The following is a 22,815-nucleotide window of genomic DNA, read 5'->3' as shown; positions in this document are numbered from 1 at the left end:
TTCCTCAAGTCACTGGAAATGCTGAAATTATGTATATCTGCCAAAAATCATCAATTAACCAATATCAGGTTTATTTGTGATTGTGCGTTGCAAAACAACAGTTTAATGGTGGTTAGATTGCTTGCCTCTGCACGTGGTTTTAGGTAGTCATTTCGGTGGTCCAGTACCGAATTAAGCACTCATACATGATGCTTAAGCGATAGCCATCCACCGGGAGGAAACATGGCGACCACACCAAAACGCAAACGCGGCACGACGCGCGCCGACAATCAGGCGAGCAGTGACGATCTCCTCAAATATTACCGTGAAATGCTGCTGATCCGTCGCTTTGAAGAAAAAGCCGGTCAGCTTTATGGCATGGGTCTTATCGGTGGCTTCTGCCATCTTTATATCGGGCAGGAAGCTGTCGTTGTCGGCATGCAGGCTGCTGTAACGGGTGATGATGGTGTTATCACCAGTTACCGTGACCACGGCCACATGCTGGCATGTGGCATGGACCCGGCGGGTGTTATGGCAGAGCTGACCGGCCGTGAAGGCGGTTATTCCCGCGGCAAGGGCGGCTCGATGCACATGTTCTCCAAGGAAAAGAATTTCTATGGCGGCCACGGCATCGTTGGTGGTCAGGTGCCGCTTGGTACCGGTATTGCCTTTAACTACAAATATCGCGGCCAGGATCGCGTTTGCCTGACCTATCTTGGTGACGGTGCCGTCAACCAGGGGCAGGTCTATGAGTCATTCAACATGGCGGCACTCTGGAAGCTTCCGGTGGTCTATTGCATCGAGAACAACCAGTACGCCATGGGCACCTCGGCACAGCGTCACTCGGCCAGCCCCGATCTGTACCAGCGCGGTGCGGCTTATGGCATTCCGGGTGAACAGGTTGACGGTATGGATGTTCTTGCGGTCAAGGAAGCCGGGGAACGCGCCGTGGCGCATTGCCGCGAAGGCAAGGGTCCGTACATCCTTGAGCTCAAGACATATCGCTATCGCGGTCATTCCATGTCTGACCCGGCGAAATATCGTACCAAGGACGAGCTCGACAAAATGCGCAAAGAGCACGATCCGATCGATATGGTCAAAAAGCTGCTGATCGATGGCAATATCATCGACGAGGCAGGTCTTAAGGACATCGATAAAGACGTGAAAGCGGAAGTCGCCAAAGCGGCGGAGTTCGCGCAAAACAGCCCGGAACCGGATGTTTCCGAACTGTTCACAGATATTCTGATCGACGCGTGATCGCGAAATCCGCGAACCGCTTTTGACCGATATTTCCCGGGAGAGAGGGAACAATGCCGATTGAAGTTTTGATGCCGGCCCTGTCGCCGACCATGACAGAAGGCACTCTTGCCAAATGGACCGTCAAGGAAGGCGATACTGTCGCGTCCGGTGACGTGATTGCAGAAATTGAAACCGACAAGGCTACGATGGAAGTCGAGGCCGTTGACGAGGGAACCATTGGCAAGATCGTGATCGCCGAAGGAACCGAGAACGTCGCGGTGAATGCTGTCATCGCCTATATCCTCGAAGAAGACGAGGATGCTTCTGCCCTTGATAATGTTTCGGCATCTTCTGCGCCGAAAGCCGAAGCCGCACCGGCCGAAGCCAAGGAAGAAGAAAAGGCACCGGCCAGCAGCGCAAATGCGGCACCGGTTGCTGCAAGCGGCGCAATTGAGCGGGCCGAACAGGACCCGCGCGCCATGAGCGTTATGAACGCCACGCAGGACGAGAAAACTTATACCTCGTTCAAGACGCAGACCGTTCGTGAAGCCCTGCGTGATGCGATGGCCGAAGAAATGCGCACGGATGAAAACGTCTATGTCATGGGCGAAGAAGTCGCGCAGTATCAGGGGGCTTATAAAGTCACCCAGGGACTGCTTGACGAATTCGGTGACAGACGCGTCGTCGATACCCCGATCACCGAATACGGTTTCACGGGGATGGCAACGGGTGCGGCCTTCATGGGGCTGAAGCCGGTTGTCGAATTCATGACTTTCAACTTCGCCATGCAGGCGATTGACCACATCATCAACTCGGCGGCCAAGACGCTTTACATGTCTGGCGGCCAGCTTGGTTGCCCGATCGTCTTCCGTGGTCCGAATGGTGCGGCAGCACGCGTTGGTGCACAGCACTCGCAGTGCTATGCATCCTGGTATGCACATTGCCCGGGTCTTAAGGTGATCGCTCCGTGGTCGGCTGCCGATGCGAAAGGCCTGCTTAAGGCCGCCATCCGCGACCCGAACCCGGTTGTCTTCCTTGAAAACGAAATTCTTTACGGGCAGAGCTTCGAAGTGCCTGATGATGATGATTTCGTTCTGCCGATTGGCCAGGCAAAGATCGAACGCGAAGGTACCGATGTGACCATCGTTGCCTTCTCGATCATGGTCGGCAAGGCACTGAAAGCGGCCGAGCAACTGGCAGAACAGGGCATTTCGGCCGAGGTGATCAACCTGCGAACCATTCGTCCGCTGGATGTGAACACCATCGTTCGTTCGGTCATGAAAACCAATCGTATCGTCACCTGTGAAGAAGGCTGGCACTTTGCCGGTATCGGTGCCGAGATCGCATCGGTCATCATGGAACATGCGTTCGATTATCTGGATGCGCCGGTTGCGCGCGTTACCGGTGAAGATGTTCCGATGCCATATGCTGCCAACCTCGAAGTGCTTGCACTTCCGCAGGAGCAACACATCGTCGATGCGGCCAAGGCCGTTTGCTATCGCTAAGTAAAACGGACAGGGGCAGGGCGCGGCAAACCCGCGCCGCCCCGTTACCGGGAGATTGCGTTCATGCCTGTTAAAATATTGATGCCGGCGCTGTCGCCGACCATGACCGAAGGCACCTTGGCGAAATGGCTTGTCAAGGAAGGCGACACCGTTGAATCGGGTGACGTCATTGCCGAAATCGAAACCGATAAAGCCACGATGGAAGTTGAAGCCGTCGATGAAGGCAAAATCGGCAAAATCCTTGTTTCCGAAGGCAGCGAAGGCGTTGCCGTGAACGAGGTTATCGCCCTTCTTCTTGAAGAAGGCGAAGATGCAAGTGCGCTTGACGGTGCGGATACGTCTGCGGCCTCTACTGGCGGTGCTGCACCGGCCGCGGAAGCGCCGAAACAGGAAGAAGAGTCGAAATCTGATGCCGCCCCGGCCAAAGGTCAGGCACCTGCCGCACCGGTTTCCGGTGGTGATCGTGTCAAGGCAAGCCCACTTGCACGGCGTATTGCGGCGAACGAAGGCGTTGATCTTGGCAAGGTAGAAGGCTCTGGGCCGCGTGGTCGTGTTGTCAAACGCGATGTCGAGGCTGCGATGTCGTCCAAACCGGCAGATAAAGCTGCTGCTTCGGCGCCCGCTGCCGACAAACCGGCGGCAACCCCGCAGGCACCGGCGGCGTCTGGCTGGAACCCGGATCTGACCGGCCTTCCGGAATACGAAGAAATCCCGAACAGCTCGATGCGCAAGGTTATTGCCCGTCGCCTGACGCAGTCCAAACAGCAGGTTCCGCATTTCTACCTGACGGTCGATTGCGAACTCGACAATCTGCTTGCGACCCGCAAGCAGCTTAACGAGAAAGCCGGCGAGGGCGTTAAGGTATCGGTCAATGATTTCGTCATTCGTGCCGCATCCATTGCGCTGAAACGCGTACCGGCAGCCAATGCGGTCTGGACCGACGCAGCCATCCTGCAGTGCAAGCAGCAGGACATTTCGGTTGCTGTTGCCATTGATGGCGGCCTGATCACCCCGGTTATCCGCAATGCGGGTGGCAAGGGGCTTGCCGAAATCTCGACCGAGATGAAGGCGCTGGCTGGCAAGGCACGCGAAGGCAAGCTGAAACCGGAAGAATTCCAGGGCGGGACATTCTCTGTCTCCAACCTTGGCATGTTCGGTATCAAGGAATTCTCCGCCATCATCAACCCGCCGCAGGGCTGCATTCTGGCCGTTGGTGCCGGTGAACAGCGCGCGGTCGTCAAGGACGGCGCACTGGCAATCGCCACCGTCATGAGCTGCACGCTTTCGGTCGACCATCGTGTGGTCGATGGAGCGGTCGGTGCTGAATTCATGGCTGAATTCAAAAAGCTGATCGAAGATCCGCTGAGCATGTTGCTCTGAGGTTCGGAAATTGCGCGGGGACTTTAAACAGTCCCCGCAAGCATTTGAATTTCAAGACCTGTAACCGGTAACGGGCAGGCGAAGGAGATCTTACGATGGCGGATAACAATTTCGACGTAATCGTTATTGGCGCGGGTCCCGGTGGCTATGTCACGGCCATTCGTGCCGCACAGCTCGGCCTGAAAACCGCAGTTGTCGAACGCGAACATCTCGGCGGTATCTGTCTGAACTGGGGTTGCATCCCGACCAAGGCCCTGCTGCGTTCGGCAGAAGTCTATCGCAACATGCAGCATGCCAAGTCATTCGGTCTGTCATGCGAAAAGCCGTCTTTTGATATTGATGCGGTCATTCAGCGTTCGCGTGGTGTTTCAAAGCAGCTTTCGGGCGGTGTCGGCCATCTTCTGAAGAAGAACAAGGTCACCGTGATCAATGGCGAAGCCAAATTCGACGGTCCGAAAAAGATCAATGTCGAAGGCAAGGATGCCGGTACCTATACCGCAAAGAATTATATCATTGCGACCGGTGCGCGGGCGCGGTCCCTGCCGGGCCTTGAGGCCGATGGCAAGGTGGTATGGGACTATAAAAAGGCGATGACGCCTGACAAGATGCCCAAAAGCCTTGTGGTTGTTGGTTCAGGCGCGATCGGTATCGAATTTGCCAGCTTCTATCACACCATGGGTGCGGATGTGACGGTGGTCGAGATCATGTCGCAGATCATGCCTGTAGAAGATAAGGAAGTTGCCGCCCTTGCGCAGAAGATGATGACCAAGGACGGGATGAAAATCCTGACCGAAGCCAAGGTCGCAAACCTTAAACGCAATGCGGACAATGTTGTCGTTACGATTGAAACCAAAGACGGCAAGAAACAGGAATTGACCGTTGATCGGGTGATTTCCGCGGTTGGTGTGATCGGTAATACCGAAAATCTTGGCCTTGAAACCACCAAGGTGAAGGTTGATCGCAATGTGATCGGTACGGATGAATATTCCGCAACCGCAGAGCCGGGCATCTATGCCATTGGTGACGTTGCTGGCCCGCCGATGCTGGCACACAAGGCAGAACATGAAGGTGTGATCTGCGTTGAAAAGATTGCCGGTGTCAAAGGCGTTCATCCGCTTGATCCGCGCAAGATCCCGGGTTGCACCTATTGCCATCCGCAGGTGGCAAGTGTCGGCCTGACCGAAGCCAAGGCCAAGGAAGCCGGTTACGACGTCAAGGTCGGTAAATTCCCGTTCATCGGAAATGGCAAGGCGGTTGCACTGGGCGAGGCCGAAGGTCTGGTCAAAACCGTTTTTGATGCCAAGACCGGTGAATTGCTTGGCGCGCACATGGTTGGTGCGGAAGTGACCGAGCTTATTCAGGGCTTTGTCGTGGCCATGGGTCTTGAAACGACGGAAGAAGATCTGATGCATACGGTGTTCCCGCATCCGACCCTGTCGGAAATGATGCATGAGTTGGTCCTTGACGCCTATGGGCGTGCGATCCACTTCTAGAATATTGCGTCGTACCGGGTGAACATGCCCGGTATGACCGTTTTGGACGATTGTCGGTTTGACAAATGCGTGACGTGGCGGCACATTGCCGCCCGTCCAATCCTTCGGAGGTAACTCTATGTCGACGGCGCGCAACGAAGCCCAAGCACTTCGTCACCCGGAAAAGCAGAAACGCCCGGATCGTCCATCCGGACGCAAGCCGGAATGGATTCGCGTCAAGGCGCCAACCTCGAAGGGGTATCAGGAAACGCGCGAACTTGCGCGTGGCCTTAATCTGCATACCGTCTGCGAAGAAGCAGCCTGCCCGAATATCGGCGAATGCTGGCAGAAGAAACATGCATCCTTCATGATCATGGGGGATACCTGCACGCGTGCCTGTTCGTTCTGCAACGTCAAGACCGGGATGCCCGGTGCTCTTGACCCGTTCGAGCCGGAAAACCTTGCGATGGCGGTTGCCGACATGGCGCTTAAGCATGTCGTGATCACCTCGGTTGACCGTGACGATCTTGCCGATGGCGGGGCAGCGCATTTTGCCCGCGTGATCGAAGCGATCCGTCATAAATCGCCGGAAACGACCATTGAAATTCTGACGCCGGACTTCCGCGATAAACCCGGTGCGGTTGAAATTGTGGCCCGTGCACGGCCGGACGTTTTCAACCATAACCTTGAAACCGTTCCCAGGCTTTATACCTCGATCCGTCCGGGCGCGCGTTATTACCAGTCGCTGCGCATTCTCGATCGCGTCAAACAGATTGATCCGACGATCTTTACGAAATCCGGCCTGATGGTTGGTTTTGGTGAGGAACGCCATGAACTGGCACAGGTCATGGATGATCTGCGCGTTGCCGATGTCGATTTTCTAACGATTGGCCAGTATTTGCAGCCAACCCTTAAGCACGAGCCGGTCAACCGCTTTGTGACCCCGGACGAGTTCAAGGATTATGCATCTATGGCACGCGGCAAGGGCTTCCTGATGGTTTCGGCAACCCCGTTGACACGTTCCAGCTATCACGCGGACCGCGACTTTGAAGAGCTGCGTAAGGCACGCGAAAGAAAGCTTGCTGCGGCGGATGAAGCCAAAGCCAGAATGCAGGCAAACGCTGCGGCACAATAAGTCCGCCACATTTCAGACGATACACGCGACGACAAAGGAGATCAGGGTGCCGACGCATGCGGAGCGCAGGAAACTGCCCTATACGCCGGAACAGCTGTTTGACCTCGTCGCGGATATCGATTCCTATTCGGAATTCCTGCCATGGTGTGTGGCATCGCGTGTGCGCAAGCGTAACGGGGATGTCTTGCATGCCGATCTGGTGATCGGTTTCAAAATGTTTCGCGAGAAATACACATCAAAAGTCACCCTGCAGCGCCCGGATCGGGTCGACGTCGAGTATCTCCAGGGACCGTTCAAGTACCTTAACAATCACTGGGTGTTTGAACCGGCAGAGGATGGTGGCACGTGGCTCGACTTCTTTGTCGATTTCGAATTCCGTTCTGCCCTGTTGCAGAAGATGATCGGGGTTGTGTTCAACGAGGCCGTCAAACTGATGGTCGGTGCATTTGAAACCCGCGCCCATCAGGTTTATGGCGAGCCGAACAGCTCGACACCGTCCGGTTCGTAATTTCATGGCGCTCGTGTCGGGAATTGACTTTCCGGTACGGACCTATTTCGATTTGCCGGCCATTTCGGAAAGCATGTCATAGGCTTCGAGGATCGTTGCCTTGCGCACCGCATGCCGGTCACCATCATAAACCCGGCGACGATGCAGGGCAGGGCGATCGTTCCCCGCACAGGCAAGATGGACAAGTCCGACCGGTTTTTCTTCCGATCCACCGCCCGGCCCGGCAATACCGGTAACAGCAATCGCCATGGTCGCCAATGGTGCGCGGGCCAGAGCACCTTTGGCCATTGCGATGGCGACCGGTTCCGATACCGCGCCATGCTTGTCCAGAAGTTCCTGCGCAACGCCAATCAGACCGTGCTTGGCTTCGTTCGAATAGGTCACAAAGCCGCAATCAACCACCGACGAACTTCCATCAACCGCGGTTAAACCACCGGCAATCAAACCACCGGTGCAGGATTCTGCGGTTGCGATCATTTCGCCTTTTGCCTTGCAAAGGGTAATCAGCTTTGCCGCCTCAGAAAGTATGTCCGGTTCGATTTGCATGAGGGTCAAACTCCCGCGAAGTAGCGAATGCCGATCAGTATGATCATGCCAAAAACACCGGCAAGGATGTCATCAAGCATGATGCCAAAACCGCCACTGATCCGGCGGTCAATCCAGCGGATCGGCCAGGGTTTCAGAATGTCGAAAATCCTGAACATGACAAAAGCCGTGGCAAGCCAGGCAAGATCGGCAAACCCGTTACCCAGGGGTACAACAAGAATGCAAAGCCATTGCCCCGCAACCTCGTCGATAACAATTTCACCCGGATCGTGAACACCGATCATTTCGCTGTATTTATGCGCAATCGGAATCCCGGCGACAAAGACAATGACAATCCCGGCCAAAAGGGCCGGATATCCCAAAAAGACGGCAATGGCCCAGCCAACGGGAACAGCGGCGAGTGATCCCATCGTGCCGGGGGCCTTGGTGGTTCGTCCGCTGTAAAACCATGTCGCGGCACAGGTCAGCATGAATTGGGATAAACGCATGTTTTGAACGCTGGTGATTGTATCGGAAGACCATTGAGTAACATATTGATGTGCAAAGCAGATGAATTTTTTGCCTTTAAGGATGTGTTAACGTGCTTGCCTGTCTTCGCGCTAACAGGTAGCGTAAAGAAAATAGATATTCAGCCGGGGTCTGAAAAAAAACTGGTTGTGCGTCGATTTCATATCGAACGGGCAATTTTGGGCAAATAGGGGTTAGACACTGAATATGTCGGCGTTGGAACGCGCGCGTCGCCTGTTGGAAAAATGGTTTCCGGATCGGCAGATACTTATCCGATCCAATGATTCCGTTTCCCAGCTACGTCTCGGTAAATACGCTCAGCTAATGCTGGCATCAATCGGGGTGGTTGCGATCACATGGTCGGTCGGGGTATCGGGTTATTCCTGGTATCTAGACCAGCGGCTTGCCGCGCGCGAAGAACAGCTGTTTCGTAGTGAGCTTTCCTACAACCAACTGATCGCCCGGGTGACGGAGAGTCAGCGCCGCTTTGGCGAGATCACGTCACAGATGGAAGATACCCATCGCAATCTTCTGTCGATGGCTGAAAAGAATTTGATGCTACAGGCGCGGGTTCAGGATTACACCTCGAAGCTGGCTGTCAGTGAAAAGGAAAAAGTCCGGATTTCCGCGTTGCGGACATCAATGGACAACCAGATGAACGCGCTGCAGACCCAGATTGACGGTATTACCAACCGCAATCTTGCCCTGCGCGATGAACTGGAAACGGTTGAAACGGTTATGTCACGTGTGATGCGTGAACGTGACCAGGCCATGCAGCGGTCGAAAAAACTGCAATCGGAACTTGGTGAAGCACGTCAGCGTATTGCCGATCTGCACACCATCCAGAAGCAGGCGATGCAGCGCGTGGCGGAAACCGCAGACAGCACCATTCTGGAACTGGAATCGGTTCTTGAGATGACCGGTCTTACGGTTGACGAGATCATAACACCGCCGATGAAGCCGCAGGCGCCGGGAAGTGCCGAGGTTGCCGGTGGTGTTGGCGGACCGTTCGTGGCGTTCGAGCCCGAGCATCCCGAGGACGAACAGTTTGTGAATGCCGCACTTGCCGTCGGGGATCGTATGGATCAGCTGGTAAGTCTGCATGACCGAATTAAAAGAACCCCGTTGGGGGAACCTGCGGATTCCTATTACCTTTCCAGTCCTTTTGGGAAGCGCAAGGACCCGATCAACGGCAAATGGGCTTTTCATTCCGGTGTTGATCTTGCCGGGCCCATGAAGACACCAATCCACGCGACGGCCCCCGGAAAGGTGGTGTTCGCCGGATGGAGCGGAAAATACGGGAAGATGGTTGAAATTGACCATGGTGACGGCCTTCGAACCCGTTTCGGACATCTATACAAGGTCCTCGTCAAGAAGGGCGACGAAGTGAATTTAAAGGGCAAAATCGCATTGATGGGAAGTACTGGCCGCAGTACCGGAAGCCACGTGCACTATGAAGTTCTGGTTCACGACAAGCCGGTAGACCCCATCAAGTTCATTGAGGCGGGACATTATGTTTTCAAAAACGAGCAAGACACAGCAGGGAACGAATAGTTCCCATAATTCGGCTTCCGAGAAAAAAGGCGGCCTGTCGATTATCAATTCCGACCTTCGGGTTACTGGCGACCTGATTTCTGAATCTGACGTTCAGGTCGACGGGTTTGTGAATGGCGACATTCGCACGCGCAATCTAACTATAGGCCAGCATGGCGAAGTGCGCGGCGAGATCGTTGCCGAAAAAGTCCGTATCTGCGGTTCCGTCACCGGCCAGGTTCGCGCCCGTGATGTTTCACTGGCAGAAACAGCCCGTATGCTGGGTGATATTCTTCATGAAAGTCTGTCGATTGAGCCGGGCGCCCATATCGAAGGCCATTGCCGTCGTATCGAAGGTGCCGTTGAAGAGGGCGGTCTTACCGTCATTCAGGCAGGCCAGATCGTTGCGGCGAACGTGAAAAAAGAACACAAACAATAAACATCGCTGCTGGTGATCTTTCACCGATGCCAGCAAAAAGAAAAAACCGGAAAAGCAGTATATCGCTTTTCCGGGTTTTCTTTATCCGACCTGATTATGTCCGGGTGCTTATGCTTTTTCCGGTTGTGCGACCAGGGGCAACAATTCGTCCAACCCTTTTAGAACCACGTCTGCGCTATGCGACAGGCGTTCCATCGGTTGCTGTGTGCGGTTGATCCATGCCGTGCGGAAGCCGAAATGCCCGGCACCGGCAATATCCCAGCCGTTCGATGACTGGAACGATATTTCAGCCGGGGAAAGTTCCAGCTGATCGACGGCAAGCTGATAAACATCGGGGTGCGGTTTGTAGGTTTTAAGGTCGTCGACACAGATGATCTGATCAAACAGTGCCAGAATACCGGACGATTTGGCCGCCGATATCAGCATATGTTTGGCACCATTTGACAGGATCGCAAGTTTATGTCCCTGCGATTTAAGCGTCTTCAGTGTTTCGACGACTTCGGGGAATGTATCAAGCGACAGATAGGTTTCCATCAGCTTTGCCCGAAGGGCAGGGTCTTTTTTGCCGATTGCTGCCATGGCGTAATCAAGGGCGTCGCCCGTGACGCTCCAGAAATCGGTGAAGTCACCCATCAGACTGCGCAACCACGTATATTCAAGCTGCTTTTGGCGCCAGATGCTTGATAGCCGGTCTGCTTCATCGCCAATCGTTCCCTTGAACCGGTTCACTGCCGATCCAACATCGAAAAGGGTACCATAGGCATCGAAAACGAATGCGCGGCAGGACGTAAGTGCATTTTCTGACATTTTCTCTGGCCTCATCTGTCGGACAGGGTTCGATCAAATATGGTGTTATCTTTACCAAACCGCAAACGTCAAGTTAACGCCGTTCTATGCGGTCGGTTCCACAAGATCATTGGGAATCTGATGGTGCTTCTTCCTGTTGACCCATGGCGATTTCATCACGTGCGAAGCGGCGGCGATAGACATAGGTGCCTTCCATAACCCGCTGAACGTAATTGCGTGTTTCGCTATAGGGAATCATTTCAATCCAGTCGACGGGATCAACATCTGCATCCCGCGGATCACCATATTCGGCAATCCACTGACGAACGCGGCTTGGACCAGCGTTATAGCTGGCGATGGTCAGGATTTCCTCGCCATCCCAACGGTCCAGCAGGCGCGTCAGATATTCCCGCCCGAGCGAGATGTTAAATCCCGGGTCACTTGTCAGGCGTGATGTTTCGTAATCCAGTTTAAGATCCTTGGCCATGCGTTCTGCGGTTGCTGGCATCAACTGCATCAGACCACGTGCCCCGGCAGACGATACGGCTTCGGGATTAAACAGGCTTTCCTGACGCATGATTGCATGAACCAGTGCCGGGTCGGGATTATGACCAAGGGGCACCTGTTCATGAACGGGGTAGGCTGCGTCAAGATAGCCGCTGCCGGTACGGATGCTGCGCTTGGCGGCAATAATCGCAAGGTCGGCACGCCCGTATTCGCGCGCAAGATCGGTTGCCATTGCAAGATATTCGGGTTCGTCATGCGCATAGACAAGTGCCATGACAAACGGGCGAATGATATTGCCAAGGCCCATCTCGCCGAGCTTGCGGGTTACCTGTGTCAGTTCCTGTGATTCGAAATCGGCACGTTGCTGTTCTGTCGGGATCGGTTGTTCGACAGAGTAGCTTGGTTTGACGCCCAATGCGTCAATTGCCAGCTGACCATAGAAAGTATGGGCATGGTCGGCGGCAAGTTTGTACCATTCACGCGCCTTGTCCTTGTCACCAATCGCATCATTGGCGCGACCCGCCCAATAGGCGCCGCGCGCCTGGCTGATCGGGTATTGCACCACGTCATACAGGTTCTGGAAATGGGTCAGGGCAATGCGCGCATCGCCCAGGAATTCCAGCGCGATCCAGCCGGCAAACCATTCGGCTTCGGCAATATCACCGGCATCGCTTTGGCCATGGTTGGCAACCAGACGATAGGCATCGGTAATGTGGCCTTTCTGAAGGGCACGACGGGCCAGAATGGCCTTTTCGATCCACCAGTATTGCGGGCGGATCGATATATAGGCGAGGTCATTGGCCTGCGAGAGCAGCAAATCACGTGCTTCCTGATCGCGGTCCTTGATCCGGCGCCAGCGAACGCGTTCATAGATAAGGCCCGGATCGTTCTGGTATTTCTTTGGGACACGGTTGATTGCGCCGTCAACACCGGGGTCGAGCGACCGCAGGGCTGCACGTGCCTTGGCCAGCAAAAGATAATCTTTGCTGACATATTTTTCAGTGCGGCTCGCCGGGCCAAGGCGACCTTCCCATAGAAGGCGGTCAAGACGCTGCTGATGGGTTTCCTGATCGATATATTTGCCGTAACGATCCAGAAAACGTTTCTCCTGACCGGTTCCGAAATTCTCGTGTACCCAACTGTTGCGGATCAAAGTGGTCGCAGCGTCGGTTTCGCCTGACGCGAGGAGGGCCTTTATCTGCCGGGTGGCACCGTCTGCGGTAACCGGCGCAGACCGCTTGAACCATGCCAGCACCACATCGTTGGGTACGGCATCTGTCATGGCTTCTTCGGCGCGCTGTCGCAGCAGGGACTGACTGGGCCATTTCGGATTGGCATCAATGAAATTTGTGATTTCTTCGAAGCTGCGACCGGAATTCGGGCTGATCAGCCACATCCATTCACTGGCTTTTTGCAGCAGCGGGTCATCAAAGTTCGGAAGAAGTTTTTCGAATGTTTTTGTGCGGCCGTCTTCCAGCGCATCAAGAAACACATTAAGCCGCGCACGGCTGACAGATGAGAATGCCGGTGACGGCGGCAGTTCTGTCAGAATGTTTTCATCCTGACCTGCTGCATATGCCTTATCGCCAATCGGCGCCAGAAAAGTGATTACACCGAGTGCCAATGCGCAGATCGAAACACCACGGAAAGACGCATGCGCCATTTAAATTTCCCCTTTTGCCTTGCGGCAGGTAATGCGCTCCAGACACCCTTATTATGGCAGTGAAACAGCCAATTGCCAATCGGTCGTGAGAGGAAAGAGTAACCTTGATCAAACCAGGCGCGCTTTAATGTATACAGACGCTTGCGGGATGCCTTAACAGCCGCTATTTTCGCGTCGCTTTCAATCCACGATAAGATTTGGAGATATCGATGTTTAAGGGTTCGATTACCGCTTTGATTACACCGTTCACACAGGATGGTGCAATCGATGAGAAAGCGTTCCAGTCGTTTGTGGATTGGCAGCTTAAACAGGGCACGACCGGTGTTGTGCCGGTCGGAACCACAGGTGAATCGCCGACTTTGAGCCATGCGGAACACCACCGCGTTGTTGAACTGGCACTTGAAGTTGCCAAGGGCCGTGGCCCGGTTATTGCCGGAACCGGTTCAAATTCGACCGCAGAGGCGATTTCGTTGACCCGTCATGCCCAGAATGCCGGGGCGGATGCGGCACTTGTGGTAACGCCTTATTATAACAAGCCCGGTCAGCGCGGTCTTTATGCGCATTACAAGGCGATCCATGACGCGACCGACATTCCGATCGTGATCTACAACATTCCGGGCCGCTCGGTCGTGGACATGTCTGTTGATACGATGGCGCAGCTTTCGAAGCTGCCGCGCATCGTCGGGGTAAAAGACGCGACCAGCGATCTGGAACGTCCGGCATTGACGCGTTTGGCAGCAGGGGCGGATTTCTGCCAGCTATCGGGCGAAGATGGCACCATCGTTCCGTTCCTGGCACAGGGTGGTCATGGCTGCATTTCGGTCACGTCCAACATCGCACCGAAGCTTTGCGCGGAATTGCATACCGCATGGGCAGCCGGGAACATCGCCAAGGTTCAGGAGTTGAATTATCGGCTTCTGCCGGTTCACAAGGCGATGTTCTGCGAAACCAGCCCGGGGCCGGTCAAATACGCAGCCGAGCTTCTTGGCCTTTGCGGCAGCCACATGCGTTTGCCGATGGTCGAGATTACCGAAGAATCCAAGCAGCGTGTCGAAACCGCGCTGCGCACTGCCGGAATTTTGTCCTAAAGGATTAATTTCGGCCTACAAGTTGTTGTAATGGCACCGAAAAAAGAAGACAGCAATAACAAGGTCGTCGCGCAAAACAGGCGGGCCCGTTTCGATTTTTTCCTGACGGAAACTTTTGAAGCCGGGGTCGCCCTGCGCGGGACCGAGGTCAAATCGCTTCGTGACGGCAAGGGGAACATTCAGGAATCCTATGCCGAAGAAAAGAACGGCGAGATCTGGCTGATTAATGCCTATATCCCGGAATATCAAAGCAAGATGCCGTTCGGCCATGAAGAACGCCGTCCGCGCAAACTGCTTTTGCATAAACGTGAAATCACGAAAATGAGCGACGCCCTGAACAAAAAGGGGTTCACCCTTGTTCCGGTAAAGCTTTATTTCAATGACCGCGGCATCGCCAAACTTGAACTGGCGATCGCGGAAGGCAAGAAAAAGGCTGACAAGCGTGAAGCGGTCAAGGAACGTGACTGGCAGCGTGACAAGGCCCGGATCATGCGGGATTTCGGATAACTTTCCTGCCTCGCAAGCATGTGTATTGCTTGCCAATGGCGATAGAATGCATAAATGGCGCAGACATGGTGAACATGACTGCGCCATTTTTCGTATGATGTGGTCAGGGAGGATGATGAATGGCTGATGGTTTCAGTGGCAAGATCAAACAAAAGCTGATCGAAGCGAAACAGAAATGGGCGGAAAACGGCCGTCTTTTGACGGGGCAGGCCGATCATGCCCATGAAAACCGCCTGCCACCCGGCCAGCGCGAGGTCAAGGACTGGCCGGTGCTTGATCTTGGCATCACGCCACATGTCGGAACGGATGAGTTTCGCCTGACGATTGACGGCGAGGTTGAAAACCCGGTCACGCTTGATTTCAGCCAGTTGCTTGATCTACCGCCCTTTATGGCAAAGAACGATATTCATTGTGTTACCAGTTGGTCGCGTTACGACAATCACTGGCAGGGTGTGTCTGCCTTGTCGCTTGCCGATCTGGTAAAGCCGACATCAGATGCCCGTCATGTACTTTTCACCGCCCACGACGGTTATACGACCAATGTGCGGATTGATCAGTTTCTCGATGATGATGTTTTACTTGCCCATCATTGGGAAGATGCGCCACTGACCGAGGAACATGGCGGCCCGGTTCGCGTGATCATCCCCAAGCTGTATTTCTGGAAAAGTGCCAAATGGGTGAAGCAGATAACATTTTCCAAAACCGACAAACCCGGATTTTGGGAAGTACGTGGCTATCACAATAATGCCGATCCATGGACGGAAGAGCGATATGGCTAGGAAAATCAGAACTTTCGAAAACGGAATGCGGAATCTGTTGAAGTCCGGTTTATGTGGACTGATTTGCCTGATGATTGGAAATTCTGCCATGGCTGGCGATAAAGCGATGAATGCTCACGATTTTTCATTCCCATCAATTGACGGGGGAGAAATCAATCTTGCGGATTATCGCGGCAAGGCGGTTCTGGTCGTCAATACCGCGTCGATGTGTGGCTATACACCGCAATATACCGGGCTTCAGGCACTCTGGTCGGAATACCAGGCGGATGGATTGGTTGTTCTGGGAGTTCCATCGGGTGATTTTGGTGGGCAGGAATATGCCGATGACAGTGAAATCAAGGATTTCTGCACCGTCAATTTTGATGTCGATTTCCCGGTGACCACCAAACAGTCTGTTCGTGGAGACGATGCGCATCCGTTCTTTAAATGGGCGGAGGCGGAACTTGGCAGCGATCAGGCCCCGAAATGGAACTTCCACAAATATCTGGTCGATCCGAACGGCAATCTGGTTGCCAGTTTTGCCACCCGGATCAAGCCGGAAGATGATGCGGTTGTGAGCGCAATCAAGGAAGCTCTGGCCGGGGCTTGATGCCGGTCCGGATCAGCGCCGTCCATCCATGACATCAAGGAAAACAAGACCATACTGGTCCAGTTTCTTGACGCCGACACCATTGATCGATGCCATATCCTGCAATGTCCGCGGTTTGAACCGGACCATTTCCCAAAGCGTTCTGTCACTGAAAATGACATAGGGCGGGACATTCTGGCTGCTGGCAAGCTCGCGGCGCAGGTTGCGCAGGCGTTCCCACAGATCGCGGTCTTCCTCGCTCTCGAACTCGGTATCGAAATCACGCAGCCGCTTGGTCATGGCACGTTTGCTTTCGCCCGGATCCTTGCGCATTTCAACGACTTTCTCGCCGCGCAGCACAGGACGGGATTCCTCGGTCAGGTAAACACCACCATGGCCTTCGACATCAACCTGAAGATAGCCCATGGCAAGCAACTGGCGGAAAACAGATCGCCATTGCGGTTGGGAAACATCCTTGCCGATACCATAGACGGAAAGATCGTCATGATTGTTTTGGCGGATTTTTTCGGTTTTACGTCCCATCAGGACTTCGATGATGTGGGCCGGACCGAACCGCTGTCCGGTGCGGTAGACCGCTGAGAGTGCCTTGCGGGATGCATCTGTTGCGTCCCAGGTATCAACCGGCTCAAGACAGGTATCGCAATTGCCGCAGGGTTTTGCGTCTTCTTCACCGAAATAGGACAAAATGACCTGGCGACGGCATTTTGTGGTTTCGGCAAGGCCGACCAAGGCATCAAGCTTGCGGCTTTCAATGCGCTTCTGACTGTCAGGTGCGTCAGATGATGCCAGCATGGAGCGGATGGAAACGATATCGGACAGATCGTAATTCATCCATGCATTGGCCGGAAGGCCGTCGCGGCCCGCACGGCCGGTTTCCTGATAATAGGCTTCCATGCTTTTGGGCAGGTTCAGATGGGCGACAAAGCGGACATTCGGCTTGTCGATCCCCATGCCAAAGGCAACCGTTGCGCAAATGATCAGACCGTCTTCGCGCAGGAACCTGTCCTGATGAAGCTGCCTTGTTTCCTGTGTCAGTCCGGCGTGATAGGGCAAGGCGGGGCGCCCGTTATCGGTCAGCCATTGGGCAACGTCTTCTGTCTTGCGGCGAGACAGGCAATAGACGATGCCGGCATCTTCGGGATGTTCCCGGTTCAGGAACGACAGAAGGCGCTGTTTTGAATTGCCCTTTGTTTCGATCCGGTAGGTGATATTGGGTCGGTCAAAACCGGTCAGAAAACATTGCGCATTCGTCAGATGCAGGTTTTCGGCAATGTCCTTGCGGGTCGGGGTATCTGCCGTTGCGGTCAGGGCAACACGCGGCACATGCGGGAAGCGCGTTGGCAGCAGATCAAGCCTGCGATATTCCGGCCGGAAATCATGCCCCCACTGCGAAACGCAATGGGCTTCGTCAATCGCGAACAACGATATGCTGATCCGGTCAAGCAGGTTGAGAAAACGATCCGTCGCAAACCGTTCAGGCGCCACGTAAAGCAGATCAATATCGCCATCAACCGCACGGGTTTCTATTTCGCGTGCAGCTTCGGGCGTAAGTGTTGAATTTATAAAGGCCGCCTTGACGCCAAGCTGGCTTAGTGCGTCGACCTGATCCTTCATCAGCGCAATCAGTGGTGACACAACAACGGCGGTTCCGGGGCGACACAAGGCGGGAATCTGATAACACAGGGATTTGCCGCCACCCGTTGGCATCAGAACCAGTGCATCGTTGCCGGCAATCACATGGTCGATGATTTCGGCCTGCTGGCCACGGAAACTGTCATAGCCGAATACTTCGCGCAGAACGTCAATCGGCAGACGTTGCATGGGTCGGTCGAGCAGGTCGGGTAGTGGTGCTGTATCAGGCAATTTAACGGTCCAGATGTGCGCGGATATCGGCAAAGACGTTTTCAAACATCTCCGGCGTCAGGCGATAGGTCTGGGTGTTGTAGCGCGAACAGTGATAGCTATCAAACAGTGTGATGCCATTTTCCATTTGATGGGATGCACCATGACCGAATTTCAGGGATGAAAGCTTCAGGCCAAAGGTGCGCAGCATGGCCTGATGGGCAACCTGTCCAAGGCACAGAATGGCCGAAAGGTTTTTCATCGCGCCAAATTCGCTGATCAGGAAGGGACGGCAGGTATTGGCTTCGGGGCCTGTCGGCTTGTTTTCCGGCGGCACGCATTTGACGGCATTGGTGATCCGGCAATCAATCAGTTCAAGTCCGTCATCCGGACGTTTTGCATAGGTGCCCTTGGCAAAACCGAATTTCCTGAGCGTGTCATAAAGAAGATCACCGGCGTAATCGCCGGTAAACGGGCGACCGGTTGCATTCGCCCCCTTTAAGCCCGGTGCAAGTCCAACGACAAGCAGGCGGGCATCAATGGGCCCAAAAGGGCGGACCGGACCGTTATAGAAATCGGGAAATTTTGCCTGATTGGCACGACGAAAATCAACAAGGCGCGGGCAAAGTTGGCAGTCCCTGTCGGGTTGAAGGTAGGTGGTCATGGCGTGTCCGACAGTTTGCCGGGCGCAATTTGTTCTGCGCCCGGTCATTTGATCAACAAAAGAGGAGATTAATCGAAATCAATTTCTTCAAGATCGGGATGTTGCGGGTGATCGTCAAAATCCGGATGGTCATCTTCGCGACGTTGCTGAACCTTGCGGGCGATTGTGCCTTCCAGTTCCGTCAACTCGATAAAGTTGTCGGCCTGACGACGCAGTTCGTCGGCAACCATCGGGGGATTCGATTTGACGGTCGATACAACGGTAACACGAACACCTTTGCGCTGAACCGCGTCGACAAGACGTCGGAAATCGCCATCGCCCGAGAAAATGACAACATGATCAAGATGCTGGGCCATTTCCATGACATCGATCGCAAGCTCGATATCCATGTTGCCCTTGATTTTCCGGCGACCGGCGGCATCGGTGAATTCCTTGGTCGGTTTGGTGACCATGGTGTAGCCATTATAGTCAAGCCAGTCGACCAGCGGACGGATGGGGGAGTATTCCTGATCTTCGATCAGCGCGGTGTAGTAGAAGGCACGGATCAGTTGACCCTTTTGTGCAAAAAGATCCAGCAAGCGTTTGTAATCTATGTCGAAACCAAGTGCTCTGGCCGCGGCATAGAGGTTCGAGCCGTCAATGAACAGCCCGATGCGTTCCTGCGGGTAAAAAATCATCTGAAAATTCCTCAAACATAGCTTTTTAATAATGCCGTTTCCAAAATTCGGGAAACGCCGACTTTTTTACCGTGCAACTGCACACAAAGAAAGGGCGAAAATATCGTGGACACAACGGGATCGCTTCCGTAGTTATGCGCCAGCATCCCCGCAAATGATGTGCAACAGCCCGTTTCGTGAGCAAGCCGACCATGAACAACGACACTGCCCGTAATGACAGGGTGATCCTGATCGCCTTTGGCGCCAATCTTCCTACCGAGGAATATGGGGCGCCTGCCGATACATTGAAAGCGGCCCTTAAACGATTGGCGGAGGATGGCGACATTTCTGTGGCAAATGTATCCCCGTTCTACGAGACCGCCCCGGTTCCCGTGTCGGATCAGCCCTGGTATGTCAATGGTGTCGCCCGGCTTGAAACCGGTTTGAGCGCGCATGATCTTCTGGCGCGTTTACACAAGGTTGAGGCCGAGTTTGGCCGCGTTCGGCGCGAAAGAAACGAGGCGCGTGCCATCGATCTTGATCTGATTGCCTATGGGGATGATCTGGTGATCGAGCAGGGTGGTATTCAGGTGCCCCATCCACGCATGCACCAACGGGCGTTCGTTCTGCTGCCGCTTCGCGATATCGTTCCAAACTGGCAGCATCCGCAGCTTTGTCAGTCGATTGATGATTTGATCGGGGCGCTTCCGGCGGATCAGGAAATCCGCAAACAATCCTGATATGCGTAAAGAACCGCTAAAAACCTTCCCATCCGGACGGCTTCGCTGTTGCAACAATCCAAATGCGACGCTATAAAGTCCGGTCTGGACACCCCAAAAGTATTTCTGGAGACATTTATGGCGCGCGTTACCGTCGAAGATTGCGTTGAAAAGATTCCGAACCGCTTCGAGCTCGTGATGCTGGCAGCTCAGCGTGCACGCAACATCTCGGCCGGTGCCGAACTGACCATTGATCGTGACAACGACAAGAACCCGGTTGTTGCCCTGCGCGAAATTGCAGAACAGACCGTTGATTATGACGATCTGCGCAATGGTATGGTTTCCGGCTTGCAGCGGCATGTGGAATCCGATGAGCCTGAAGAAGCCGAAGACGATTTTGGTCCGAAGCTGATGGCAGAAGCAATTGAAGATGCTTCGGTTGGCGTGACCATCCCGTCCGCTGACGAAGACGAATAAGGTCAAGTAACCTTGTTCTGAGACAGCTTTCAAAAGAAAAGCCACGGTGATTATCTTCCGTGGCTTTTTTTTATCCAAATCGTACTATCTTATGAAGGGGTATGGATTTAGCCCCGTCAGACGAATACGGAGAAGCCACTGAATGATGCGCCAATACGAACTTGTGGAACGGGTTAAGGCCTATGATCCGGATGCATGCGAAACGTCGCTGAACCGGGCATATGTCTATGCTACCCAAAAACACGGTTCGCAGAAGCGCGCCAATGGGGACCCGTATTTTTCCCATCCGATCGAAGTCGCCGGTATTCTGACGAACTACAAACTTGATTGCGACACGATCATCACGGCACTGTTGCACGACACCATCGAAGACACCGACGCAACACCGCAGGAAATTACCAAGCTGTTTGGCAGCAACATCATGAAGCTGGTCGATGGTGTGACCAAGCTGACCCAGATCGAGCTTAAATCTGCCGACTCAAAACAGGCAGAGAATTTCCGCAAACTGTTGCTGGCAATGTCCGAGGACATCCGGGTTCTGCTGGTGAAGCTTGCCGACCGTTTGCACAACATGCGCACCCTGCATTACATCCCGAAGCCGGAAAAACGGGTGCGGATTGCCGCCGAAACGCTCGAGATTTATGCGCCGCTTGCTGAACGCATCGGTATGCACGACATCAAGGAAGAACTTGAAGACCTTGCCTTCCAGCATATCAATCAGGAAGCACGTGATTCGATCCGTGCGCGTCTGGAGTTCCTGCGCGAGAAGGACGACAATGTCGTCAACCGGATTGTCAGCGAGCTGAAAGAAGTCATCAGCCGTCAGGGGCTGTCGGTCGATATTTACGGGCGTGAAAAGCGTCCTTATTCGATCTGGCAGAAGATGCAGCGCAAGAACATCACCTTTGGTGAACTGTCCGATATCATGGCGTTCCGTGTTCTGGTCGAGGACATGCCGCAATGCTACGAGGTTCTTGGTTATCTGCATGCCAACTACAAGGTCGTGCCGGGCCGGTTCAAGGATTACATATCGACCCCCAAGCCGAACGGCTACCGATCCATTCATACCACCGTACTTGGCCCGGAAAATCATCGTATCGAGGTGCAGATACGCACCCGGCAGATGCACGAGGTCAACGAAAACGGTGTGGCTGCACACTGGGCCTATAAACAGGGCAACGGGGATGAAAACAAGGAAGGCGTTCAGTATCGCTGGCTGCGCGATCTGCTTGATATCCTTGAACATGCCTCAGAACCCGAAGAATTCCTTGAGCATACCAAGCTTGCGATGTTCCAGGATCAGGTGTTCTGTTTCAGCCCGAAAGGCGATGTGATTGCATTGCCGGCTGGTGCCACGCCTGTCGACTTTGCCTATATGATCCATACCCATATCGGCGACACCTGTGTCGGGGCGAAAGTGAACGGCGCGATGGTACCGTTGCGCACGACCCTGAATAATGGTGATCAGGTCGAAATCGTAACCTCGAAGGCGCAGACACCGAATCCCACATGGGAACGGTTTGTCGCGACCGGCAAGGCGCGTGCGCGTATCCGCCGTTTCATCCGCCAGCAGCAGGAAGACCAGTACAAGGATCTGGGCAAGGCCATTCTGCAAAAGGCATTCCGGCAGGAAGGCTACGATTATTCCGACAAGGCAATCGATGGTGTCCTGAAGATCTTCAAACTGCCAAGTGTCGATACGCTTCTGGCGTCGGTCGGGGCAGGGCACCATACCGGCCGCGAGATTGTTCATGCGGTATTCCCGGGCACGAAAGATGTCGAAACCGCGCGCAAGGTCGTGCCGCTGGAACGTGCGCGCAATCGCAAACATGACCACGCCATACCGCTTAAGGGGCTGATCCCGGGCATGGCTGTTCACTATGCCGGGTGCTGCCATCCGCTTCCGGGGGACCGGATTGTCGGCATCGTTACGACCGGCAAGGGTGTCACGATCCATACAATTGATTGCGATACGCTTGAAACCTTTACCGAGCAGCCGGAACGCTGGCTTGACGTTGGCTGGGACAATGATGGCGAGCCGGAACATTTCATCGGGCGCCTTGGCCTGACTGTCGGGCATGAGCAGGGGGCGCTGAGTTCAATTACCAGCGTGATTGCCAAGAACCACGGCAACATCACCAACCTTCGCTTTACCAACCGCACGCAGGATTTCTTTGAAATGCTGATCGATATTGATGTGGTTGACGTCAAACATCTGACCAACATCATCGCGGCATTACGCGCGACACCTGTGGTCAACACCGTTGAGCGCGCACGCGGATGAAACAGGATTGT

Annotated in this window: 22 protein-coding genes; 15 read left to right on the top strand and 7 right to left on the bottom strand. The window is 54.3% G+C overall.

What is annotated here, in order from left to right; translation table 11 throughout:
- Positions 1-222 precede the first annotated feature (222 nt).
- The 6 genes from pdhA to R1T41_RS18850 all read left to right on the top strand — a co-directional run bounded on the left by pdhA (position 223) and on the right by R1T41_RS18850 (position 7,218).
- On the top strand, positions 223-1,236 hold the full coding sequence (pdhA, locus tag R1T41_RS18875; protein WP_062948658.1) for a pyruvate dehydrogenase (acetyl-transferring) E1 component subunit alpha: 1,014 nt from the start codon (positions 223-225) through the stop codon (positions 1,234-1,236).
- Positions 1,237-1,289: 53 nt separating this feature from the next.
- Positions 1,290-2,723 (top strand): pyruvate dehydrogenase complex E1 component subunit beta, encoded by a 1,434-nt coding sequence (locus R1T41_RS18870; protein ID WP_114110123.1) that lies wholly within the window; start codon positions 1,290-1,292, stop codon positions 2,721-2,723.
- A 63-nt stretch (positions 2,724-2,786) separates the two neighbouring features.
- Positions 2,787-4,103: a pyruvate dehydrogenase complex dihydrolipoamide acetyltransferase gene (locus tag R1T41_RS18865; protein WP_297208228.1), complete on the top strand. Its 1,317-nt coding sequence runs from the start codon at positions 2,787-2,789 to the stop codon at positions 4,101-4,103.
- A gap of 95 nt (positions 4,104-4,198) precedes the next feature.
- Positions 4,199-5,596 carry a dihydrolipoyl dehydrogenase gene (lpdA, locus tag R1T41_RS18860; RefSeq protein WP_317338546.1) on the top strand — a complete coding sequence of 466 codons (1,398 nt, stop codon included), beginning with the start codon at positions 4,199-4,201 and terminating at the stop codon, positions 5,594-5,596.
- A gap of 118 nt (positions 5,597-5,714) precedes the next feature.
- Positions 5,715-6,710 carry a lipoyl synthase gene (lipA, locus tag R1T41_RS18855; RefSeq protein WP_062948666.1) on the top strand — a complete coding sequence of 332 codons (996 nt, stop codon included), beginning with the start codon at positions 5,715-5,717 and terminating at the stop codon, positions 6,708-6,710.
- A 46-nt stretch (positions 6,711-6,756) separates the two neighbouring features.
- Positions 6,757-7,218 (top strand): type II toxin-antitoxin system RatA family toxin, encoded by a 462-nt coding sequence (locus R1T41_RS18850; RefSeq protein WP_062948668.1) that lies wholly within the window; start codon positions 6,757-6,759, stop codon positions 7,216-7,218.
- A gap of 42 nt (positions 7,219-7,260) precedes the next feature.
- On the opposite strand, the gene R1T41_RS18845 is transcribed toward R1T41_RS18850, so the two are convergent.
- Both R1T41_RS18845 and R1T41_RS18840 read right to left on the bottom strand, forming a co-directional pair.
- Positions 7,261-7,764 (bottom strand): CinA family protein, encoded by a 504-nt coding sequence (locus tag R1T41_RS18845; protein WP_317338544.1) that lies wholly within the window; start codon positions 7,762-7,764, stop codon positions 7,261-7,263.
- Positions 7,765-7,769: 5 nt separating this feature from the next.
- The gene (locus R1T41_RS18840) at positions 7,770-8,252 is read right to left on the bottom strand and encodes a phosphatidylglycerophosphatase A (protein WP_317338543.1); all 483 of its coding nucleotides are present in this window, start codon (positions 8,250-8,252) and stop codon (positions 7,770-7,772) included.
- A gap of 226 nt (positions 8,253-8,478) precedes the next feature.
- On the opposite strand from R1T41_RS18840, the gene R1T41_RS18835 reads away from it, so the two are divergent.
- Both R1T41_RS18835 and R1T41_RS18830 read left to right on the top strand, forming a co-directional pair.
- Positions 8,479-9,825 (top strand): M23 family metallopeptidase, encoded by a 1,347-nt coding sequence (locus R1T41_RS18835; RefSeq protein ID WP_062961488.1) that lies wholly within the window; start codon positions 8,479-8,481, stop codon positions 9,823-9,825.
- Positions 9,785-10,243, top strand: a complete 459-nt coding sequence (locus R1T41_RS18830) for a polymer-forming cytoskeletal protein (protein ID WP_062948676.1) — start codon at positions 9,785-9,787, stop codon at positions 10,241-10,243. Before R1T41_RS18835 ends, R1T41_RS18830 begins: the two co-directional genes overlap by 41 nt.
- Before the next feature lie 108 nt (positions 10,244-10,351).
- Here the strand turns inward: R1T41_RS18830 and R1T41_RS18825 are convergent, their stop codons facing one another.
- Together R1T41_RS18825 and R1T41_RS18820 are read right to left on the bottom strand one after the other, a co-directional pair.
- Positions 10,352-11,050 (bottom strand): haloacid dehalogenase type II, encoded by a 699-nt coding sequence (locus R1T41_RS18825; RefSeq protein ID WP_062961490.1) that lies wholly within the window; start codon positions 11,048-11,050, stop codon positions 10,352-10,354.
- A gap of 106 nt (positions 11,051-11,156) precedes the next feature.
- Positions 11,157-13,199 (bottom strand): lytic transglycosylase domain-containing protein, encoded by a 2,043-nt coding sequence (locus R1T41_RS18820; protein ID WP_209221997.1) that lies wholly within the window; start codon positions 13,197-13,199, stop codon positions 11,157-11,159.
- Positions 13,200-13,408: 209 nt separating this feature from the next.
- Between R1T41_RS18820 and dapA the strand changes: the two genes are divergently transcribed.
- From dapA to R1T41_RS18800, 4 genes are all read left to right on the top strand, one after another.
- Positions 13,409-14,287: a 4-hydroxy-tetrahydrodipicolinate synthase gene (dapA, locus tag R1T41_RS18815; RefSeq protein WP_317338540.1), complete on the top strand. Its 879-nt coding sequence runs from the start codon at positions 13,409-13,411 to the stop codon at positions 14,285-14,287.
- A 30-nt stretch (positions 14,288-14,317) separates the two neighbouring features.
- Positions 14,318-14,794: an SsrA-binding protein SmpB gene (gene smpB, locus R1T41_RS18810; RefSeq protein ID WP_007089481.1), complete on the top strand. Its 477-nt coding sequence runs from the start codon at positions 14,318-14,320 to the stop codon at positions 14,792-14,794.
- A 119-nt stretch (positions 14,795-14,913) separates the two neighbouring features.
- Positions 14,914-15,573, top strand: coding sequence for a sulfite oxidase-like oxidoreductase (locus R1T41_RS18805; protein ID WP_317338537.1), 660 nt, complete (start codon positions 14,914-14,916; stop codon positions 15,571-15,573).
- A gap of 88 nt (positions 15,574-15,661) precedes the next feature.
- Complete coding sequence (locus R1T41_RS18800) at positions 15,662-16,162, top strand: glutathione peroxidase (RefSeq protein ID WP_317338534.1); 501 nt, start codon at positions 15,662-15,664, stop codon at positions 16,160-16,162.
- A 12-nt stretch (positions 16,163-16,174) separates the two neighbouring features.
- Here the strand turns inward: R1T41_RS18800 and recQ are convergent, their stop codons facing one another.
- The 3 genes from recQ to R1T41_RS18785 form a co-directional block, all read right to left on the bottom strand.
- A complete protein-coding gene (gene recQ, locus R1T41_RS18795; RefSeq protein WP_297014529.1) occupies positions 16,175-17,983 on the bottom strand; it encodes a DNA helicase RecQ in 1,809 nt (602 codons plus the stop codon).
- A gap of 43 nt (positions 17,984-18,026) precedes the next feature.
- Positions 18,027-18,668 carry a uracil-DNA glycosylase gene (locus R1T41_RS18790; protein ID WP_097050202.1) on the bottom strand — a complete coding sequence of 214 codons (642 nt, stop codon included), beginning with the start codon at positions 18,666-18,668 and terminating at the stop codon, positions 18,027-18,029.
- A 68-nt stretch (positions 18,669-18,736) separates the two neighbouring features.
- A complete protein-coding gene (locus R1T41_RS18785; RefSeq protein ID WP_317338531.1) occupies positions 18,737-19,345 on the bottom strand; it encodes an NYN domain-containing protein in 609 nt (202 codons plus the stop codon).
- 191 nt (positions 19,346-19,536) lie between these two features.
- On the opposite strand from R1T41_RS18785, the gene folK reads away from it, so the two are divergent.
- From folK to R1T41_RS18770, 3 genes are all read left to right on the top strand, one after another.
- A complete protein-coding gene (folK, locus tag R1T41_RS18780) occupies positions 19,537-20,064 on the top strand; it encodes a 2-amino-4-hydroxy-6-hydroxymethyldihydropteridine diphosphokinase (RefSeq protein ID WP_097050203.1) in 528 nt (175 codons plus the stop codon).
- Between the two features lie 117 nt (positions 20,065-20,181).
- Positions 20,182-20,520 (top strand): DNA-directed RNA polymerase subunit omega, encoded by a 339-nt coding sequence (gene rpoZ / locus R1T41_RS18775; protein WP_062948696.1) that lies wholly within the window; start codon positions 20,182-20,184, stop codon positions 20,518-20,520.
- 142 nt (positions 20,521-20,662) lie between these two features.
- A complete protein-coding gene (locus R1T41_RS18770) occupies positions 20,663-22,804 on the top strand; it encodes a bifunctional (p)ppGpp synthetase/guanosine-3',5'-bis(diphosphate) 3'-pyrophosphohydrolase (protein ID WP_317338528.1) in 2,142 nt (713 codons plus the stop codon).
- Positions 22,805-22,815 lie beyond the last annotated feature (11 nt).

The organism is Thalassospira lucentensis (assembly GCF_032921865.1).
Taxonomy (GTDB): Bacteria; Pseudomonadota; Alphaproteobacteria; order Rhodospirillales; family Thalassospiraceae; genus Thalassospira; species Thalassospira lucentensis_A.
Note: the sequence above shows the minus strand (reverse complement) of the source record. Positions and strands in the feature narration are given on the sequence as shown.

Excerpts from the sequence above, each read along its gene's own strand:
- pdhA (WP_062948658.1), top strand. The coding sequence starts at position 223 with ATGGCGACCACACCAAAACGCAAACGCGGCACGACGCGCGCCGACAAT.
- R1T41_RS18870 (WP_114110123.1), top strand. The coding sequence starts at position 1,290 with ATGCCGATTGAAGTTTTGATGCCGGCCCTGTCGCCGACCATGACAGAA.
- R1T41_RS18865 (WP_297208228.1), top strand. The coding sequence starts at position 2,787 with ATGCCTGTTAAAATATTGATGCCGGCGCTGTCGCCGACCATGACCGAA.
- lpdA (WP_317338546.1), top strand. The coding sequence starts at position 4,199 with ATGGCGGATAACAATTTCGACGTAATCGTTATTGGCGCGGGTCCCGGT.
- lipA (WP_062948666.1), top strand. The coding sequence starts at position 5,715 with ATGTCGACGGCGCGCAACGAAGCCCAAGCACTTCGTCACCCGGAAAAG.
- R1T41_RS18845 (WP_317338544.1), bottom strand. The coding sequence starts at position 7,764 with ATGCAAATCGAACCGGACATACTTTCTGAGGCGGCAAAGCTGATTACC.
- R1T41_RS18840 (WP_317338543.1), bottom strand. The coding sequence starts at position 8,252 with ATGCGTTTATCCCAATTCATGCTGACCTGTGCCGCGACATGGTTTTAC.
- R1T41_RS18835 (WP_062961488.1), top strand. The coding sequence starts at position 8,479 with ATGTCGGCGTTGGAACGCGCGCGTCGCCTGTTGGAAAAATGGTTTCCG.
- R1T41_RS18830 (WP_062948676.1), top strand. The coding sequence starts at position 9,785 with ATGTTTTCAAAAACGAGCAAGACACAGCAGGGAACGAATAGTTCCCAT.
- R1T41_RS18825 (WP_062961490.1), bottom strand. The coding sequence starts at position 11,050 with ATGTCAGAAAATGCACTTACGTCCTGCCGCGCATTCGTTTTCGATGCC.
- R1T41_RS18820 (WP_209221997.1), bottom strand. The coding sequence starts at position 13,199 with ATGGCGCATGCGTCTTTCCGTGGTGTTTCGATCTGCGCATTGGCACTC.
- dapA (WP_317338540.1), top strand. The coding sequence starts at position 13,409 with ATGTTTAAGGGTTCGATTACCGCTTTGATTACACCGTTCACACAGGAT.
- smpB (WP_007089481.1), top strand. The coding sequence starts at position 14,318 with ATGGCACCGAAAAAAGAAGACAGCAATAACAAGGTCGTCGCGCAAAAC.
- R1T41_RS18805 (WP_317338537.1), top strand. The coding sequence starts at position 14,914 with ATGGCTGATGGTTTCAGTGGCAAGATCAAACAAAAGCTGATCGAAGCG.
- R1T41_RS18800 (WP_317338534.1), top strand. The coding sequence starts at position 15,662 with ATGGCTGGCGATAAAGCGATGAATGCTCACGATTTTTCATTCCCATCA.
- recQ (WP_297014529.1), bottom strand. The coding sequence starts at position 17,983 with ATGCAACGTCTGCCGATTGACGTTCTGCGCGAAGTATTCGGCTATGAC.
- R1T41_RS18790 (WP_097050202.1), bottom strand. The coding sequence starts at position 18,668 with ATGACCACCTACCTTCAACCCGACAGGGACTGCCAACTTTGCCCGCGC.
- R1T41_RS18785 (WP_317338531.1), bottom strand. The coding sequence starts at position 19,345 with ATGATTTTTTACCCGCAGGAACGCATCGGGCTGTTCATTGACGGCTCG.
- folK (WP_097050203.1), top strand. The coding sequence starts at position 19,537 with ATGAACAACGACACTGCCCGTAATGACAGGGTGATCCTGATCGCCTTT.
- rpoZ (WP_062948696.1), top strand. The coding sequence starts at position 20,182 with ATGGCGCGCGTTACCGTCGAAGATTGCGTTGAAAAGATTCCGAACCGC.
- R1T41_RS18770 (WP_317338528.1), top strand. The coding sequence starts at position 20,663 with ATGATGCGCCAATACGAACTTGTGGAACGGGTTAAGGCCTATGATCCG.